The 17,659-nt window shown below is 58.4% G+C and carries 13 protein-coding genes; 12 read left to right on the top strand and 1 reads right to left on the bottom strand.

What is annotated here, in order from left to right:
* Positions 1–146 precede the first annotated feature (146 nt).
* The 12 genes from OC446_RS25430 (at position 147) to OC446_RS25375 (ending at position 16,384) form a co-directional block, all read left to right on the top strand.
* A complete protein-coding gene (locus tag OC446_RS25430; RefSeq protein ID WP_262031798.1) occupies positions 147–506 on the top strand; it encodes a hypothetical protein in 360 nt (119 codons plus the stop codon).
* Between the two features lie 115 nt (positions 507–621).
* Positions 622–948 (top strand): hypothetical protein, encoded by a 327-nt coding sequence (locus OC446_RS25425; RefSeq protein ID WP_262031797.1) that lies wholly within the window; start codon positions 622–624, stop codon positions 946–948.
* Positions 949–1,443: 495 nt separating this feature from the next.
* The gene (locus tag OC446_RS25420) at positions 1,444–1,908 is read left to right on the top strand and encodes a hypothetical protein (protein ID WP_262031796.1); all 465 of its coding nucleotides are present in this window, start codon (positions 1,444–1,446) and stop codon (positions 1,906–1,908) included.
* A gap of 400 nt (positions 1,909–2,308) precedes the next feature.
* Positions 2,309–4,093: a hypothetical protein gene (locus OC446_RS25415; RefSeq protein ID WP_262031795.1), complete on the top strand. Its 1,785-nt coding sequence runs from the start codon at positions 2,309–2,311 to the stop codon at positions 4,091–4,093.
* 576 nt (positions 4,094–4,669) lie between these two features.
* The gene (locus tag OC446_RS25410) at positions 4,670–8,362 is read left to right on the top strand and encodes a vitamin B12-dependent ribonucleotide reductase (protein ID WP_262031794.1); all 3,693 of its coding nucleotides are present in this window, start codon (positions 4,670–4,672) and stop codon (positions 8,360–8,362) included.
* An 81-nt stretch (positions 8,363–8,443) separates the two neighbouring features.
* Complete coding sequence (locus OC446_RS25405; protein ID WP_262031793.1) at positions 8,444–9,253, top strand: hypothetical protein; 810 nt, start codon at positions 8,444–8,446, stop codon at positions 9,251–9,253.
* Positions 9,254–9,749: 496 nt separating this feature from the next.
* Complete coding sequence (locus OC446_RS25400; protein ID WP_262031792.1) at positions 9,750–9,995, top strand: hypothetical protein; 246 nt, start codon at positions 9,750–9,752, stop codon at positions 9,993–9,995.
* Positions 9,996–10,288: 293 nt separating this feature from the next.
* On the top strand, positions 10,289–11,638 hold the full coding sequence (locus tag OC446_RS25395; protein ID WP_262031791.1) for a M10 family metallopeptidase C-terminal domain-containing protein: 1,350 nt from the start codon (positions 10,289–10,291) through the stop codon (positions 11,636–11,638).
* A gap of 71 nt (positions 11,639–11,709) precedes the next feature.
* Positions 11,710–11,946 (top strand): hypothetical protein, encoded by a 237-nt coding sequence (locus tag OC446_RS25390; protein WP_262031790.1) that lies wholly within the window; start codon positions 11,710–11,712, stop codon positions 11,944–11,946.
* A gap of 286 nt (positions 11,947–12,232) precedes the next feature.
* The gene (locus OC446_RS25385) at positions 12,233–13,153 is read left to right on the top strand and encodes a metallophosphoesterase (protein ID WP_262031789.1); all 921 of its coding nucleotides are present in this window, start codon (positions 12,233–12,235) and stop codon (positions 13,151–13,153) included.
* Positions 13,154–13,505: 352 nt separating this feature from the next.
* Positions 13,506–15,155 (top strand): putative bifunctional diguanylate cyclase/phosphodiesterase, encoded by a 1,650-nt coding sequence (locus OC446_RS25380; RefSeq protein ID WP_262031788.1) that lies wholly within the window; start codon positions 13,506–13,508, stop codon positions 15,153–15,155.
* Positions 15,156–15,160: 5 nt separating this feature from the next.
* Positions 15,161–16,384 (top strand): GGDEF domain-containing protein, encoded by a 1,224-nt coding sequence (locus OC446_RS25375; RefSeq protein WP_262031787.1) that lies wholly within the window; start codon positions 15,161–15,163, stop codon positions 16,382–16,384.
* 34 nt (positions 16,385–16,418) lie between these two features.
* Here the strand turns inward: OC446_RS25375 and recA are convergent, their stop codons facing one another.
* Positions 16,419–17,462, bottom strand: coding sequence for a recombinase RecA (recA, locus tag OC446_RS25370; RefSeq protein ID WP_262031786.1), 1,044 nt, complete (start codon positions 17,460–17,462; stop codon positions 16,419–16,421).
* Between the last annotated feature and the right edge of the window lie 197 nt (positions 17,463–17,659).

The raw sequence follows: 17,659 nt of genomic DNA, 5'->3' as shown, positions 1-17,659 counted from the left end.
TGGTACGTGGATTACATCGTTGACATGAAGAAATATCCTAGAGCTAATTCCATAACAAAGCTTATGCGAAATTATAACGTTGCTGGTTGCGCGCTCGTCAAGCCTTCTGCCCTTCTCTTGAATCACTTAACCCATAGGACAGACCCATGAAGCTTCCGAAGAAATGGCGCAAACGTTATGAAACCAGGGTCAAAGAACTCCATGAACAGGTTCTTGATACGATCGACTCATTTGAAGAGACCTACGAGCGCCTCAAAGGGTTCGGAGCCAACATTCCCGGCTATCATGAACAATCACAGGAACTCCGATCCGTATTGGATGCATCCCGTGACGTACTCCTGCAAGAACAGGATTATGAGCTGCTTTGGCAAGCACAAGACGCGCTCTTCGAAAAAGCTCGCGTGTTGACCGGTCAGGTGACGGGCGAGTCAGACAGAATTTTCCGGGAAACCTTCGGCTGCGAACCGTCGGATATGTACAAGATACAGTCAGTCGCGTTGCAATAGAGCGTGCGTATTGTCTGCATTTTCATCAAACCCGCGGGATTATGGACCAGAAACTATGGACTCACCACCGCTAACCCAATCGACCCAAGCCGCGCCGAGAACGATTGATCCTCTCATGGACGAAATCGAGACGCTTTGGGGCCTTCAAATCGGCATCCTCGACGATATCGATGAGCAGATCGAGGCCGCCGAAGATATGGGGGCTGAGACCCACATGTTAGAGACACGGACTGAGGAGTTGCGGGACGAGCTAGTGTCCACGTTCTCCCGTCTCAGAAGCGCCGGGAACAACGACGCAGCCTGGGAACGGGCATTTCTCCGGGCTGGGGCCTTGTATGAAGAACTTGTCAGCTTCCACACACTGGTTAGCTCGGAAGTCATGTTGATTGCAGGGGCAGCCGAACTTCAGGAGGCGGCTCCGCCACTGGCGTTCCTACATTAAGCATCACTCCAGGTCCTTCCGCATCGTCAGAGCATCCAGCCGCCCAGAGAAACGATGACAGCCGATTTCGACTCCCTTTGGCAACAGCTCGAGGCAATTCCTCACCCAGGGCCCGCGCCGAAGCCCCAACCTTCTACGATCCTGCCGTCACGCCAAGCGCGTATCTATCGGCGCCTCCTCGATGGCCGCCAGGTCGCCCTCGCCCTCGCCTGGACGGCTTTCATCCTTCTCCCGATCCTCAGCATCGCTGGAGGAGACCCGGTATCGCTATGGTCTGTTGGAGGGATCGGCCTCCTCTGTCTCTGCTGCGTCCTGGCAATTCCTACAGACACCAGTGCCTTCCAGAAGCGGCTCCACGCTGCCGAGGCTGAATGGAAGACTGTCGAGACTGAATGGGAGCAATGCGCTGGCCCGCGATCATTCGAGACCAAGAAGCTCCAACTGTTGGACCTCCGGAATGAATGGAATAGTCTTCCCGATCAGGAAGAGGAAAAGATGGAGGCCCTCAGGGACGTCCAATGGGATACCCAACGTCAGCAGTTTCTATCAGGGTTTCCAATTCATGAGGCCGATATCTTCAATGTGGGTGACCCGCGTCTGAAAGCTCTCCACGACGCGAAGGTCAAGACGGCGGCCGACATCACGACGGAGGAAAATCTGGCGCGCATTCAGGGTATCGGCCCCTCGATCGGAAAAACCTTGGTCGATTGGCGCAAAACGCTGCAGAGCGGGTTCGAGTTTGACCCTACCGAGCCGCTCCTGCCAGCCCAGGTCGATGGAGTTAAGGCCGATATCGGAACTCAAGCTAGGGATCTGGAACTCCAGCTCAGGCTTGGGATCGCGGACCTCGAGAGAACGCTCGCACGGATTCAGAAGGTTCGCTCCCGTGGCACTTCGACCTTGAACGCGGAATTCGATCAGTACCAGAAGGCACGAAACGAGGTAGCGCTCCTCTCATGAGCGCCGGGCAATTCAGCCCACATCCCGCAAGGCTTTCACGGCGCGAAATTAGCTGCAGGTCGGGCGCAAAGCGGCTGGCGTTTACGCTGTTTTAAATCGTAAATTCCAATTAACAGATCGATCCTCTATCGTGCCTTACGCATTCACCTGAATGTAAATCGGCCGCGTCACATGAGGACCTTACGCGATGCATCTCAGCCCTGCCCTTCCAGCGGACCGGCGGCTCCCTTTAGACGAAAGCATCGCTGTTAACCTCAACGCACCCCAGGTCACTGACGAGGCTGGGGTACCATTCCCGCTCGGTGAGATGGTGTCCGATGCAAACGGTGGTACCATCTATCGTGTCCCTGCGGACGGACAGCTTGCGGCCAAACTCCTCCATGGCGGACCTAGTCCGCACATGACCGCCCGGCTCAAGGGGATGCTCCAGCTCAACAACAGTGAGCTAAGGAAGGTGACGGCCTGGCCGACAGCCCTGCTCTATCCAAAGGATAGCGACGAGCCTATCGGGTTCCTTATGCCCTTGGTCAGAGGGCGGTTTCCCATCTCGACGCTTTCCAGCCCTAAAGGGCAGGTCGCACGCTTTTCTAATGCCGACTGGAGATTTCTCGTCCGGGCCTCAATCAATCTCGCTCGGGCATTTAACGCCGTGATCAAAGCCGGGTGCATCGTTGGAAACGTAAATCCCACCAATATTCTGGTCGGACAGGATGCATCGGTCATTCTCACTGGCTGCGACACCTTCCAGATCGACATGATCGATTCCGTGGTGGGAGAAGCCGCCCAGGCAACGTTGCTTGCGCCCGAACTTCAAGACAAGCCGTTCGGTGGGCTTGTTCGCAGCGTTAACCATGACAATTTCGCCCTGGCGGTTCTGATATTCCAGTTACTCTTTGCCGGACGCCATCCCTTCGCAGGACGCTACCTCGGAGACGGTGACATGCCGATCCCGAGAGCGATCGCTGAGTTTCGCTTCCCATATGGCTCCCGTCGTAGCATCCACATGATGGAGCCGCCGCCAAAGAGCCCTTCCCTCTCAATCGTGGGTCCGGAACTTGCCGCCCTCTTTGAGCGCGCATTCGGGAAACCTGCGGTCAAGGGCGGACGCCCGTCAGCGCGCGAATGGATGGCTGCCCTCAGCCGCCTAGAGCAAAGTCTGAAGCCATGCCGCTCCAATGGATCCCATTGGCACCACATAGGAATCTCGTGCCCATGGTGCCGGCTTTCATCCGACAATGGAGCGGCCTCAGGTTTCATGGCTGAGGAAGTCGCCTTCGGAGAAAGCGCTGACTTCGAGGCCCTCTGGCGGGAAGCCGAAACTCTCGACCCCCCAGGTGAGGCGCCCAATGTCCTCGACCTTGAATCGGCTCCCTCGGAAGCGGCTCTAGCGGTCCGCCGCAAAGGGAACCTCGGCCATTTAGCCGCGGTGGTCATCGGATTGGGCCTGATCACATTAGGCATCTTCACCAAGATCGAGGCCATTCACCCGATGTGGTTTATCGGTGCTGGGATCCTCGCATTCTTTGTCACCCACGGTCTGTTTGATACCGAGGATGACGAGGCTGCCATCAGGCGTCGCTTAGAGCGAGCGAAGCTCAAGTGGGAAGGTGCCGAGGCCGAGTGGACACTCAGGGCGAGTTCAGAAGAGTTCTCTCGTCAGAAGACCCTCCTTCAGGAGCTTCGCGACGCTTGGGACCAGCTCCCAGCCCTCCGGAACCGCCGCCAAGAGGAGCTCAAAGACAATCATTGGGCGCTGCAAAGGAACCGCTACCTCGATGGCTACCGGATTGCTGAGGCCAGGATAGAGGCTCTGACCACGGAACGGCAGATCTTCCTTGCTTCCTATGGGATCGAGACCGCTGCCGACATACACATCAAGCGGTTCCACGCCGTTCCCGGCCTGAGCAACCGCCTGCTCGAAAGCCTACTCTCCTGGCGGACCTCCATAGAACGCGATTTCATCTATGTCCCTACCCTGCCTATCGATCCCTCCGACGCCGCCCGGGTCGACCGGGAGATCATGTCCGAAAAGCGTCGGCTTGAAAGCCAGATGCGGAACGGTCTGGCTAGCCTGAAACAGGTCCGAAACGAAATCGAGAGTGCGCGAAGGACGCTCAAAGGACCGACCGAAGAGGCCTATCGCTACTATGCTCAGGCCCAGATCGATGCAGCGGTGCTTTCATAAGGGAGTGCACCGCCCTCTTCCCACCCACAAGGGATAGAACAAGATCCACTTAGATCAGGTGATCTCGAGATCCACTGACCAGAACCAAACCCCAAAATCTGGATCCGGAGACCTCCCATGATCACTCGGCCCCTTCCGCGTCTGCAGCAGGCCATGAGCCTCGCTGGATTCAGTCAGTCCGAGGCGCATTCGGCCATCTATACTCGCCGGACTTACAGAGATGACTTCCCGGCCGCTGCCGAAGCTATTTGCCACGTCGGCGGCGCCTCGAAGGCGATCCAATTCGCGATCCGGTGCAGGCACATCGATCGACGCCGTCTTCTCCCCTGAAAGGCCAAAGCGACGAAAATTAAGGACATTTTCGCCTTGATCCCTGTCAGGGCTTGATCGTCGTTGGAATTATAGCGCACTTAAAGTACAATTTATTTCGCAAATCATACTTGCGGTGTTCCAGAGCATCCTCTGGGTCGCTTCGGGTATGCCCTCCACTGGGAAGCGAAGACCCTGAGACCCCTCATCAATGAGCCGCCCCTGCGGCCCGGAGATTGAGATCTCCGAAGTAAGGATTAGCCCACGATGCATTTCGAGCGCCGTTTCACCACAGCAGGGCAGTCGCCCTACGCTGCCCTCGCCTTCCGGCTCGCCACGAGCGAGATCCGCAATCCGGACGGCTCCGTCGTCTTCAAGCTCGATAACATCGAGGTTCCCGAATCCTGGAGCCAGGTCGCAGCCGATGTGCTGGCCCAGAAGTATTTCCGCAAGGCCGGCGTCCCGGCCCGCCTGAAGAAGGTGGAGGAGAACGACGTTCCCTCTTGGCTGTGGCGCTCCGTGCCCGACGAGGCGGCGCTGTCCACCCTCCCCGAGGATCAGCGCTTCGGCTCCGAGATCTCCTCCAAGCAGGTGTTCGACCGGCTCGCCGGCTGCTGGACCTATTGGGGCTGGAAGGGCGGCTACTTCTCGTCGGAAGAGGACGCCCATGCATTTCATGACGAGCTGCGCTTCATGCTCGCCAACCAGATGGTGGCGCCGAACTCGCCGCAGTGGTTCAACACCGGCCTGCACTGGGCCTACGGCATCGACGGGCCGAGCCAGGGCCACTATTACGTGGACTACAAGACCGGCAAGCTGACGAAGTCCAAATCGTCTTATGAACACCCGCAGCCCCATGCCTGCTTCATCCAGAGCGTCGAGGACGACCTGGTGAACGAGGGCGGGATCATGGACCTGTGGGTCCGCGAGGCGCGCCTGTTCAAGTACGGCTCCGGCACCGGCTCCAACTTCTCCAAGCTGCGCGGCGAGGGCGAGAAGCTCTCCGGCGGCGGCCGCTCCTCCGGCCTCATGAGCTTCCTGAAGATCGGCGACCGGGCTGCCGGCGCGATCAAGTCGGGTGGCACCACTCGCCGTGCCGCCAAGATGGTCGTGATCGATGTCGATCACCCCGACATCGAGGCTTACATTGACTGGAAGGTGAAGGAAGAGCAGAAGGTTGCCGCGCTGGTCACGGGCTCCAAACTCGCTTCCAAGCACCTGAAAGCCATCCTGAAAGCCTGCGTGAACTGCGAGGCCGAGGGCGACGCCTGCTTCGATCCGGAGAAGAACCCGGCTCTGAAGAAGGAGATCAAGCTCGCCCGCCGGGTCATGATCCCGGACAACTACATCAAGCGCGTCATCCAGTTCGCGCGCCAGGGCTACACCGACATCGACTTTCCGATCTACGATACCGATTGGGACTCGGAAGCCTACCTCACCGTCTCCGGCCAGAACTCCAACAATTCAGTTTCCGTAACTGAGGAGTTCCTCCGCGCCGTTGAGAACGATGCCGACTGGCACCTGACGGCCCGTCGTGGTGCCTACGTCATGAAGACCCTCAAGGCCCGCGACCTGTGGGAGCAGATCGGCTATGCAGCCTGGGCCTCGGCCGATCCCGGCCTGCACTTCAACACCACCATGAACGACTGGCACACCAGCCCTGAGGGTGGCCGCATCCGGGCGTCGAACCCCTGCTCGGAATACATGTTCCTGGACGACACGGCGTGCAATCTCGCCTCCGCCAACCTGCTGCAGTTCCTCGACCGTCAAGGAAGCACCTTCAGCATCGACGACTTCAAGCACGCTTGCCGTCTCTGGACGGTGGTGCTCGAGATCTCCGTGATGATGGCACAGTTCCCGTCCAAGAAGATCGCCCAGCTCTCCTACGAGTATCGAACCCTTGGTCTGGGCTTCGCCAATATCGGCGGCCTTCTCATGACAATGGGCCTGCCTTACGATTCCAATGAAGGTCGAGCCATTGCAGGCGCCCTCACCTCAATCATGACCGGCGTGTCCTATGCCACTTCAGCCGAGATGGCCGGAGAACTCGGACCGTTCCCGCAATACGAGAAGAATGCCAAGCACATGCTGCGGGTGATGTATAATCACCGACGCGCAGCCATCGGGGCTCTGGACGGGTATGATGGGCTGTCCACCAGCCTGGTCCCACTCGACGTGGATACCTTGAACCGTCCCGGACCTCTGAACGAGGCGTGGAATTCCCTCGGCAGCCAGCTTGCCGCCGAGTCCAAAGAGGCGTGGGACGACGCCCTAGAGCTTGGCAAGAAGAACGGCTACCGCAACGCGCAGGCCACCGTCATCGCGCCCACCGGCACGATCGGCCTCGTGATGGATTGCGACACCACCGGCATCGAGCCCGACTTCGCGCTGGTGAAGTTCAAGAAGCTCGCCGGCGGCGGCTACTTCAAGATCATCAATCGGGCGGTGCCCGACGCGCTCCGCGCGCTCGGCTACCGCGAGCATGAGATCGCCGAGATCGAGGCCTATGCGGTCGGCCACGGCTCCATGAAGCAGGCTCCCGCCATCAACCCCGGCAGCCTTCGCACCAAGGGCTTCACGGACGAGAAGATCGACGCGGTGGAGAAGGGCCTGAAGTCGGCCTTCGACATCAAGTTCGTCTTCAACCGCTGGACGCTCGGCGAGGATTTCCTGACCGGCACGCTGAAAGTGCCGGCGGAGAAGCTCAACGATCCGTCCTTCGACCTGCTCGCTTTCCTCGGCTACTCGAAGGCCGACATCGAGGCCGCGAACATCCACATCTGCGGAGCGATGACGCTGGAAGGCGCGCCGCACCTGAAGGTGGAGCACTACCCGGTCTTTGATTGCGCCAATCCCTGCGGCAAGATCGGCAAGCGCTATCTGTCGGTCGAGAGCCACATCCGCATGATGGCGGCCGCGCAGCCCTTCATCTCGGGGGCGATCTCCAAGACGATCAACATGCCCAACGACGCCACCGTGGAGGATTGCAAGAACGCCTACATGCTGTCCTGGAAGCTGGGCCTGAAGGCGAACGCCCTCTACCGCGACGGCTCCAAGCTCTCGCAGCCCCTGAACTCCGCCCTCATCGCCGATGAGGACGAGGATACGGATGAGGCCGCCGAAGCGGTTGCCGCCCTCCCCGCTGCCGCGAAGGTGGCTCAGATCTCCGAGCGCATGGTCGAGAAGGTCGTTGAGCGCATTGTGAAGGTCCGTGACCGCGAGCGCATGCCCGACCGCCGCAAGGGCTATACCCAGAAGGCAACGGTCGGCGGACATCGCGTCTACCTCCGGACTGGCGAATACAATGACGGGCGCCTCGGCGAGATCTTCATCGACATGCACAAGGAAGGCGCCGCCTTCCGGGCCATGATGAACAACTTCGCCATCGCAATCTCGCTCGGCCTGCAATACGGCGTGCCGCTGGAGGAGTACGTGGAGGCCTTCACTTTCACGCGCTTCGAGCCGGCCGGCTTCGTCCAGAACAACGACCGGATTAAGTCCGCGACCTCGATCCTCGACTACGTGTTCCGCGAGCTCGCGGTGTCCTATCTCGGCCGCAACGACCTCGCCCACGTGGAGCCAGAGAATGCACCGACAACAGTCGGCCTGGGCAAGAACGATGGCAGTTCGTCCGATCTAACGGGTGTTGTTCTCCCGATCTCCCGCGGGTTTGTTCGCTCCGATGTCCAGACAGTTGCTCAAACCGTTGCTATGTCATCGGCCGCTATGATGCCTCAGGTCGACGGCAACGCCGCATTGGCAATGCACCCGGTCGAGAGTCTGCCGTTTCAGCCTCCGATGATGAAGCCTGCAGACGATCTCGCCACCAAGGTGAGCCAGGCAAGGAGCCAAGGCTTCACCGGTGAGACTTGCAATTCTTGCGGCTCATTTGAGACAGTGCGTGCGGGCAAGTGTATTTCATGCACTTCATGCGGAAATCAGAACGGTGGATGCAGCTGATCTGATCCACCTCTAAGCCTCAGCGGAGGGCGATGCTGACTTCGGTATGGTGTCGCCCTCTTCAGCCGCGCAGGTCACGCAATGAGAATCGTGTTTGCCAGATTTGCCCTGTTCGGATTGGCGTGCGTCGCACATCCCATGGTGACCATGGCCAATGGTGCCAGTTCCCCGTTGGTCGCGCCTGATAGTGTGACTCAACCAGGATCGAGCAAAACCATCATCTCGTTTGTCTCGCCACAGACGCTTTTCCCGATCGAAGGCTTCACGTTCAAAGAAACCTATCGCCCGCTTCCCGTCTACGACAGGCCAAGCGGTTCCCCGGTAGGTGAACTAACGATGACCAACGCCGACTGCGCTGGTGCTGAGGATAGCCCGGCCTGTCAGCAGGTCGGTCCGTGGGTCCTGCAGATCCCTAACGGAACTCAGTACAGCGTAGAGATTGGAGAATATGGCTATTCCGCCTATGGCCTCGTCTCGTATTCCCAGAGCACACCAGGCCGGAACGGTCTTTGGTCAGAAATCTCCTCTGAGCAGGGACCGCTATGGGTCCTCACTCCGGCGGAGGCAGTGATTTCGTATGAGAGCCTTGTGCATGTCGTCGAGGACTTCGACCGCTGGTGTGACCAGCCCACAAGCTGCACACCTGTCCAGCAGGACATGAAAGCCGAAGTCCAGAGGGTGGCCGACGGACAGTACAGACTCCTGACATGCTATCTGCATGCCTACGAAGTCACCGGGGTGACAACAGCGGATGGAGCAACCTACTACCAGGTCAGTCTGGCCGAGGTAGAGCCCGGCTCAGACGTCCCACGCTTGCCCAGGTCTGGGTTCGTTCCAACCCGCAATCTGAATGGCAGCCATACCGGAACTTTCTATTCTCGGGGCTGCTGAGCCCAAGTTCGATCTGCCTTCCTCACAATTGGCCCAATATCTAAATCGATCCTCGTCATGCGGAAATGTTCTAAAACCGGATCCTACGGAAATCGCACCACATTCAGCCGAAAGCTGAATAGCAAGGTCCGGCGTTGTTCGATTTCCGGCCAGATCAAATTGGTGCCGCTCGACGGCTCACGGGTTGAACTGTTCATTGATGGCGTCTCCCATGGACCATTTGACGACGCCAGCGCTGCCCTCACTCAGGCATCAGCTCTCAAGATCGTGCGGACTGTGCCGGCCAGGAAGCCTCGGCCCGAGCGAACATACGATCTGACCCCCATCCGTGGCTCCGATAAGGTTGGGCTTTACATCGACGGGAAATTCGAAGGCGTATTCTCCAGTGCAAGAGCGGCTGGATCCTATGTCGCGGATCGCTCCCATCCAGGTCGCCAGCCGGCGCCTAAGCCTCGGATCAAAATCCGTGGGGCCCATATTTAAGGAGATCTAGCCCGTGAATATCGTCGACGTCGAGAACGGACCGAGTTACCTGTTCTCCGGGAGCGCTTTGATCGCCACCGGCTCTCGCGAGATGTGTGAGGCCGTTCGGGATGGCACTATCCACGACTATATCGATCGCTCCGAACAAGAGCGAAGGCGCCTAAAGGTCGGAATGCACAGTCCCCGGGTGCAAAGACAGCTTGCCCTGGAGGCCGCGGCTGCGAAGCCAGCTAAAGAGCAGGCCGATCTCTTCGTGTGATCGGCTCAATCCAGCTTCTAAGGGGCGCTTTAGAGTGCCCTTTTTTATAGGGGTACATAAATCCCGTTTGCCACACTGGTTAACGAAAATTGACATTCTACCGGTGCCGCACAAGCCAGCGGAAAATCAAGTCGGCGTCCTTATTAGGACGGGAAATTAAATCCCCAGAACGAAGTCGGAAACAGCTTGACCGCAAGTGGGGCAAACGGTTTTGTATCAAATCATTCTATTTCGGTTTGATGCATTACAAGTACGCTCGCTTGCTCATGCTTCAAGAGTGAGAAAGTAATAATATGTCGACAAGAGCCATCCTCGCCCTCCGCGGTGTCAATGGAGAAACCGAGCTTTATCGCGACTATGCAAACAAGGTCGACGGAGAAGGGGCAGTCATCACATTCTCCTTCATGACCGCTCCGCCCGTGGACAGCAGCAGCAAAAAGCAAGCCACCTTCTCGACCTACTCGGCCCAGGAGAAGGCCACTGTCTATGCGGCGCTCGGGTACATCTCGTCGATCACCAATGTCACCTTCGTTGAATCCGATGAAGGCAACTCACTTCTCGCCTTCGGTCAATACGACATGGACGGTGACATCATCGGAAGCGCTTCGCCCATCTACTATAACAAGCCGCTGGGGAAGTTCGAGGCTGGTTATGTCTGGTCAGATAGCCAACTGAAGTACAGCACGAAGGGTGGAGAGGGCATCCACAACATCCTCCACGAAGTCGGCCACGCTATCGGCCTTCAGCATCCGTTCGAGGGTCCATACGCTCTGAAGGGCAAGGAACTTGGCTCCTCTGCCATGAGCTACAGCTATACGGGTCCCGACAATAAGATGGGCGTCTATGACATCATGGCGCTTCAATCCATCTATGGGACACCAAACGTCCGCATGGGCGCCACCAAGTACAAGTTGGGCAATGACAAGCTCATCTTCGATGGTGGTGGCGTGGACACCCTCGATGCGTCGACTGCAAAGTATAAGGTCGGCATCAATCTTAACCCCGGTGCGTCGAACTACATCAACAAGAAGGCCAGCTCGGTGTTGTCCGATGGTCAAGCCATCATCGGTCAGTCGACCACTATCGAGAACGCAAAAGGCTCGAAGTACAACGATACCATCACTGGCAACGCCGTGAGCAACAGTCTCAAAGGAGGTGCCGGGAATGATAAGGTTTACGGCGGTCTTGGCGACGACAGGCTCTACGGAGAATCGGGCAACGATCTCCTGAGTGGCGGCGACGGCATGGACTATCTGTCCGGCAGCACCGGCAACGATACCATCTGGGGTGGAGCCGGTGCCGATCGGCTCTATGGCGGGTCCGGTAAGGATCAGTTCAAGTTCAACTCCTACGGGGATCTCGGTGACCTGAGCTCGTTCGACCGGATCTATGATTTCCGGAACGATGACAAGATCAACTTTCGGAGCTTCGACGCCAACTCCGATGTCGCCGGCCGTCAGAAGCTGACCTTCCTCGGCAATTCCTCGGGCGACTGGAAGCTGAACGCCCATAAGGCCGGTCAGTTCTACTACAACACCGTCTCGGACGCTCTCGTCATCGACTCCAACGGAGACGGTGCCGCCGATCACTACATCGGCGTCAAGGGCGTAACGTCGATGAAAGCCGCCTACTTCATGCTCTGACCCCAAAGGGAGGCCCCACCAGGCCTCCCTTTTTTGTTTCGGGCAGATGAAACTAGGAGCTCCCGAAACCGATGCCGACCCTTCGTGAATTTATCGCTGAAATGGACGCACGCCGGAGGCGGCTGCAGGAGGCCGAAGAGCGCGGCTGGCGTGACTGCATTCCAAGCGAACGCGAGACCGTCGCGGAATTCGAGCACGTGCTCATGAATGCAATCGGGAAGAACTATGACCGTTTGGTCGAGCTTGCCGGTGATCTGGATCTTGGGCCGCTGCCGCCTGGGATTTCTCTAGCCTATAGCAGCGACTGAACGTCGGTGTCCGACAGTGGCTAGGGGTGACGGTACATCCGCGCCACCCCTTAGCCACGTCAGCCGAGTGCCCCACATCCCGGTTGCTGCCTTGATATCGCCGGTATGGTTAACATCTGGTTAATTCAAAGCATTCAAATCGGAAATTTTGGCTTTATTTCTGCCGCGAAGCTTGGCAATTTAGATCAGTCAGATCCCCGAAAAAGAAAATGCTCAACAGCGCCCGTTCGTGCCGCACGAACGGCCAAGCTTTGGGTGCTGAGAACGCACCTGGAAGGAGTTCGAATTGCGCTTTGATATTGTCGCCGACATCCATGGACACGCCTCCAAGCTTACCGCCCTCCTATCCAAGCTTGGCTATAAGCTCAGGAACGGCACCTGGCAGCATCAGGACCGCACCCTGGTCAGCGTGGGCGACCTCATCGACCGCGGACCCGAGCAACTCGAGACAGTTCGCATTATCCGGCGGATGCGGGACGAGGGCTTTGCTCTCGCAACGATGGGCAACCACGAGCACAATGCCATCGGCTGGTTCCTTTCCGACCCACATGTTCCCTCTCGGCCTCTCCGGGCACACAGCGCCAAGAACCGAGCCCAGCACCGGGCCTTCCTGGAAGCAGTCGGCGAAGGCTCTCCCCTCCATAAGGAATTGGTCGACTGGTTCACGACGCTCCCGCTCTGGTGGGAAACTGCTGGCCTTCGGGTCATCCACGCCTGCTGGCACTCCCGAGAGATTGCCGTGATGCGGGATTTCGTGCGGGAGGATGCCTCGCTCACTGACGACGGTGTCTATGCGTCCTTTGCCAAGGGACATCCGGCGCACAACGCCGTCGAGATTCTCCTCAAGGGGCTCGAGATCGCCCTCCCCCCAGGTGTATCGTTCTTCGACAAGGACGGTCATGAGCGGACCAACACTCGCATCCGCTGGTGGGACGACGCCGCCACCACCTACAAGACCGCTGCGCTGGTGGATCCGGAAACGACGGCTTTGCTGCCGGACATCGAACTCGGGCCCGACGACCGCCTGGCGTATGACCACTCAGCTCCGGTCCTTTTCGGCCACTACTGGCTTCAAGGTGAGCCTGTCCTGACTGACCGGCGCCGGCTCTGCCTGGACTACTCGGTGGCCAAGGGCGGCCATCTGGCCGCTTACCAGTGGGATGGCGAGACGGAACTCGATCCCAGCAAGTTAGTGTACGTCAGCTGACCCAGGGCGCAAGTCTGCTATTGCCGACTTGCGTCGCCTCCTGGGCTCAACGGCTCTTAACACTTACCAAGTGTTTCGGATCGGGTCGTAGGATTAACCCTTGTGCCGATTTTCCCTTCGGCTGATTGTGGTTGAAGTGAATCCGAATTAAACAGCAGACAAGCGAAACTTCTTGATTTGAGTTTCACATGGCGGATTGGAAGCTCACTCGTTTGAGCCCGATCCAAAGGCATGATGCCGCCCCGCCATATCGGTGCGAACCCGGTATATTGGACACCATCGACATTTTTAATCGATTTCGAGTTCAGCCGCCTGTTGGCAGTTAAAGCTCGAAGGTTGATGCGGGCATCAAATGCTGACGATTGATGACTTTGTTTTCACAGAGCGATCCGCTCTCCTGATTGCAATGGGGCTCGCAACCCTCATCGTTGCGTGCCTCACGAGCGTTCACCAATGGACACAGGCGCGCAAAGCCCGCGGCGTCTCGCGTCTTATTCTGGCGGGAACATCCGTTTCATCAGGTCTGTTCGCTATCTGGTCCACCCACTGGGTGGCGAGCAGGGTGCTCGCGCCTCCTCCCCCGGACGGCTTCGGCATCAACCCGGACATGTTGACCTACATTGCAGGCGTCGTTCTGACTGGGATCGGCGCCGGTATGAGCATCCGTGACCGATGGAGCCGCACGCGCGATCTCGTTACGGGCCTTGAGAACCGGGCGAACTTTATCGACAGGCTTGATCGTGAGATCACCTCCCATCAGGTCAGGAGCCAGACGCTGGCACTCCTCTGCCTCGATATCGACGGATTCAAGAACATTAACGATCTCTATGGGCACACCACCGGCGATCATGCCCTTCGTGAGGTTGCTCGCAAGCTCTCTGCAACACTGAGCCGCGGGCAAACCCTTGCACGGCTTGGTGGAGATGAGTTCGCAATCCTGATGCCCACCATCGAGAGCCCGACGGAAGTCAGGCTCCTGGTCGAACGCCTACAAAGGAACGTCTTGGCCGGTACCAACGAGATTGGCCTTCCGGGATCGATTTCGGTGAGCGTCGGTGTCGCCATGTATCCATCGGACGCCAGCGACCGCGCCGAATTGTTGACCTATGCCGACACGGCGCTGCATCGGGCCAAGGACGAAAAGAGCGGATCCTGCCGGTTTTTCGACGCCGCTATGGGGCAACAGCTTCGTGAGCGCCGGACCATCGAAGAGGAGTTGCACAAGGCTATCCAAGACGGCCAGTTTCATCTCGTTTATCAGCCTCAGGCCAAAATCCGTACTGGCGAGGTCACGGGCTTCGAGGCCCTGTTGCGCTGGACGCACCCCACTCGCGGGAACGTCTCCCCCGGATTGTTCATCCCGATTGCGGAGGAAAGCAGCTTCATCCTCACTCTCGGGGAATGGGTTTTGCGCAATGCCTGCCAAGAGGCCGCAACCTGGGAGCGGCCTCTCAAGGTAGCTGTTAACATTTCTGCTCGACAGCTCATCGATGCTGGATTGGCCGATTTGGTTAGCAACGTCCTGGCGGAGACAAATCTCCCGCCCGGCCGGCTTGAGATTGAGGTGACAGAAACCGCGCTCATCAGCGATCCGAACCGGGCATTGGATACTCTCAACAGGCTCAAAGCCCTCGGCGTCTCTATCGCCATGGACGATTTCGGAACTGGCTACTCCTCCCTTTCGAACGTGCGGGAGTTCCCGCTCGACAAGATCAAGATTGACCAGTCCTTCATCAGGGCAGTTCACGCCAATAGACAGGCCGCCTCGATCGTCCGCGCCGTCCGCCTCCTGTGCGACGGCATGGGCCTGCCCGTCATCGCCGAAGGAGTCGAGACGGCAGACGAGCTTAACTTTCTGATCAGGGAAGGGTTCACTGACGCTCAAGGCTATTTCCTCGGCGCTCCAGTCCCAGCAAGTGAGATCGCCACGTCAGCCTTTGACAATGTGATCCCGCTACCCACCACTCGGGTTCGGCTTCTCAGCGAGGTGGCGGTCCAATGATCCCCATGCTGCTGACATCCGCCAAATCGATGGGCCGAGCATTTCCCAGCCGAGCACGTTCAATCAGTCGAGTGAAGATCGTTCTCGTGGTGCTCGCAGCCTGCTTTGTGGTCGCGGCCGCGTACCTGTCCTGGCTCATCGCCCAACAGCAGGACAACCTCGCTCGGGTCTCGCGATTGGATGTGGCATGGGTAGCCAATAAGGCCGAGTCGGAATTCTTCCGCCTTCAACACACTCTTCTTGCCTACCGAACAGGCCAAAGCGGCGTTACGGCCGACGATGTCGTTCTCAGGTTCGATATCATCCAAAGCCGCTTCAACATGCTGCAGGAGGGCGACTTTGGTGCCTTCATCTCAAGCAATGAAGCGACGAGACAAGCGGCCGAACACCTGAACCAGATCCGTACGGCCGCAGACCCGCTCATATCACGGATCGAGACTGCGGGAGCCGCCGATCGTGCGTCGGCAATCCTTGAGCCGGTTGCAGTGCTATTACCGTCGCTTGTGGGCATGGCCAACCAGTATGTCGCCGATCTCATTACCCAAAATCATGCGTCTCTGACGAATTTGCACCGAACCTTCACGATTATGATGATCGGAATGGTGGCATGCGGGTTTGGTCTGATGGCGTTCATGAAGCGTCAAAACGACCTTTTGGAGGGTGCTCATGACGAAGTTCAGGAACTCGCCAAGAACCTGTCGCACCTCGCCCACCATGACGCCCTGACTGGATTGGCCAACCGCGTACTCTTCCGCCAGAGCTTGGAAGGTGACCTTGAGATTCTACGCAACGAGGGCCAGCCTTTAACCGTTCTGTATCTCGATCTGGACGGTTTCAAACAGGTCAATGACAAGCTGGGACACGCCGCTGGCGATGAAGTGCTTCGGATCGTCGCAAAGCGTCTTCAGCATTCAATCCGGGCTGCCGACGTACTCGCCCGGCTTGGCGGCGACGAGTTCGCTGTACTGCTCCGGGAGCCTGCTTCAGGGGAGATTGCGGAAACCGTCTCACAACGCATCATTGCCGCCATCTGCGCTCCGATCAGACTGGATCGTCAGGAGGTTATGATCGGAACCAGCATCGGAATATTCGTGGCCAAGGATCGTGAACTTACCCGCGACGAGATCATGCGCGGCGCCGATAAAGCCTTGTACCAGGCGAAATCCGAAGGCAAAGGCCGATATCGCGTCTTCGACATCGTCACTATACCCGATCAAAAGGTCGCCTAACAAAAAGGCCGGTCACATGGACCGGCCTTTTCACTTACGCTGCATCGTCGGCAGCTTCATCGCCTGTGTCATTGGCCTGGAGATCGTGCATCAGAAGACCCGCGTTCTGGCGGATCTTGGCCTCGATCTGGCCCGCGATTTCCGGGTTCTCCTTCAGGAAGGTCTTGGAGTTCTCACGCCCCTGCCCCAGACGCTGGCTGTCATAGGAGAACCAAGCTCCCGACTTCTCGACCACCCCAGCCTTTACGCCAAGATCGATGAGCTCGCCCATCTTGGAGATACCCTCGCCGAACATGATGTCGAACTCGACCTGCTTGAAGGGTGGAGCCACCTTGTTCTTGACGACCTTCACCCGCACCTGGTTGCCGATTGGCTCATCCCGATCCTTCAGGGTCGAGGTCCGGCGGATGTCGAGGCGCACGGAAGCGTAGAACTTCAGGGCGTTGCCACCCGTCGTCGTCTCCGGACTGCCGTAGGTCACGCCGATCTTCATGCGGATTTGGTTGATGAAGATCACCAGCGTGTTCGTCCGGTTGATGGAACCGGTCAGCTTCCGCAAGGCTTGGCTCATGAGACGTGCCTGAAGGCCCGGACGGCTTTCGCCCATCTCGCCCTCGATTTCGGCCTTCGGGGTCAGGGCAGCGACGGAGTCGATGATCACGACGTCGATTGCGCCCGAGCGCACCATCGTATCGGCAATTTCCAGCGCCTGCTCGCCATGATCCGGCTGAGAGACGATGAGATCGTCAAGGTTCACGCCCAGCTTGCGAGCATAGACCGGGTCGAGCGCATGCTCGGCGTCGATGAAGGCGCAGACGCCGCCCTTCTTCTGTGCCTCAGCAATGGCGTGAAGCGTGAGCGTGGTCTTGCCTGATGACTCCGGCCCATAGATCTCGATGATCCGGCCCTTGGGGAGACCGCCAACACCAAGGGCGATGTCCAAGCCCAGCGAGCCGGTCGAAATCGTCTCGACCTCGACAACCTGATCGCCGCCGAGGCGCATGATCGCGCCCTTACCGAAGGCGCGTTCGATCTGGGCGACCGCTGTTTCGATCGCCTTCTTCTTATCCAAGCTCATAAAGGCTCCGCACGTCCTAATTTGGGATCGCGGGACCCTATCGCTATCCGCGGTAAAAGACCAGAACAAATCAAGAACTGCGCCACTTTGTCGGGACAAAGCTTGGCCGGATCAGCACACGTCCTGCGGCCAACCGGCCTAACCGTTCTTATGCATCGGAAGAGGGATGAGGGCTGGCGGATGTAGCTTAAGCACTT

It is taken from the genome of Microvirga sp. Mcv34 (genome assembly GCF_024519725.1).
Taxonomy (GTDB): domain Bacteria; phylum Pseudomonadota; class Alphaproteobacteria; order Rhizobiales; family Beijerinckiaceae; genus Microvirga.
Note: the sequence above shows the minus strand (reverse complement) of the source record. Positions and strands in the feature narration are given on the sequence as shown.

Coding starts and splice junctions, on each gene's coding strand:
- OC446_RS25430 (WP_262031798.1), top strand. CDS start 147: ATGAAGCTTCCGAAGAAATGGCGCAAACGTTATGAAACCAGGGTCAAA.
- OC446_RS25425 (WP_262031797.1), top strand. CDS start 622: ATGGACGAAATCGAGACGCTTTGGGGCCTTCAAATCGGCATCCTCGAC.
- OC446_RS25420 (WP_262031796.1), top strand. CDS start 1,444: ATGGAGGCCCTCAGGGACGTCCAATGGGATACCCAACGTCAGCAGTTT.
- OC446_RS25415 (WP_262031795.1), top strand. CDS start 2,309: ATGACCGCCCGGCTCAAGGGGATGCTCCAGCTCAACAACAGTGAGCTA.
- OC446_RS25410 (WP_262031794.1), top strand. CDS start 4,670: ATGCATTTCGAGCGCCGTTTCACCACAGCAGGGCAGTCGCCCTACGCT.
- OC446_RS25405 (WP_262031793.1), top strand. CDS start 8,444: ATGAGAATCGTGTTTGCCAGATTTGCCCTGTTCGGATTGGCGTGCGTC.
- OC446_RS25395 (WP_262031791.1), top strand. CDS start 10,289: ATGTCGACAAGAGCCATCCTCGCCCTCCGCGGTGTCAATGGAGAAACC.
- OC446_RS25390 (WP_262031790.1), top strand. CDS start 11,710: ATGCCGACCCTTCGTGAATTTATCGCTGAAATGGACGCACGCCGGAGG.
- OC446_RS25380 (WP_262031788.1), top strand. CDS start 13,506: ATGCTGACGATTGATGACTTTGTTTTCACAGAGCGATCCGCTCTCCTG.
- OC446_RS25375 (WP_262031787.1), top strand. CDS start 15,161: ATGCTGCTGACATCCGCCAAATCGATGGGCCGAGCATTTCCCAGCCGA.
- recA (WP_262031786.1), bottom strand. CDS start 17,462: ATGAGCTTGGATAAGAAGAAGGCGATCGAAACAGCGGTCGCCCAGATC.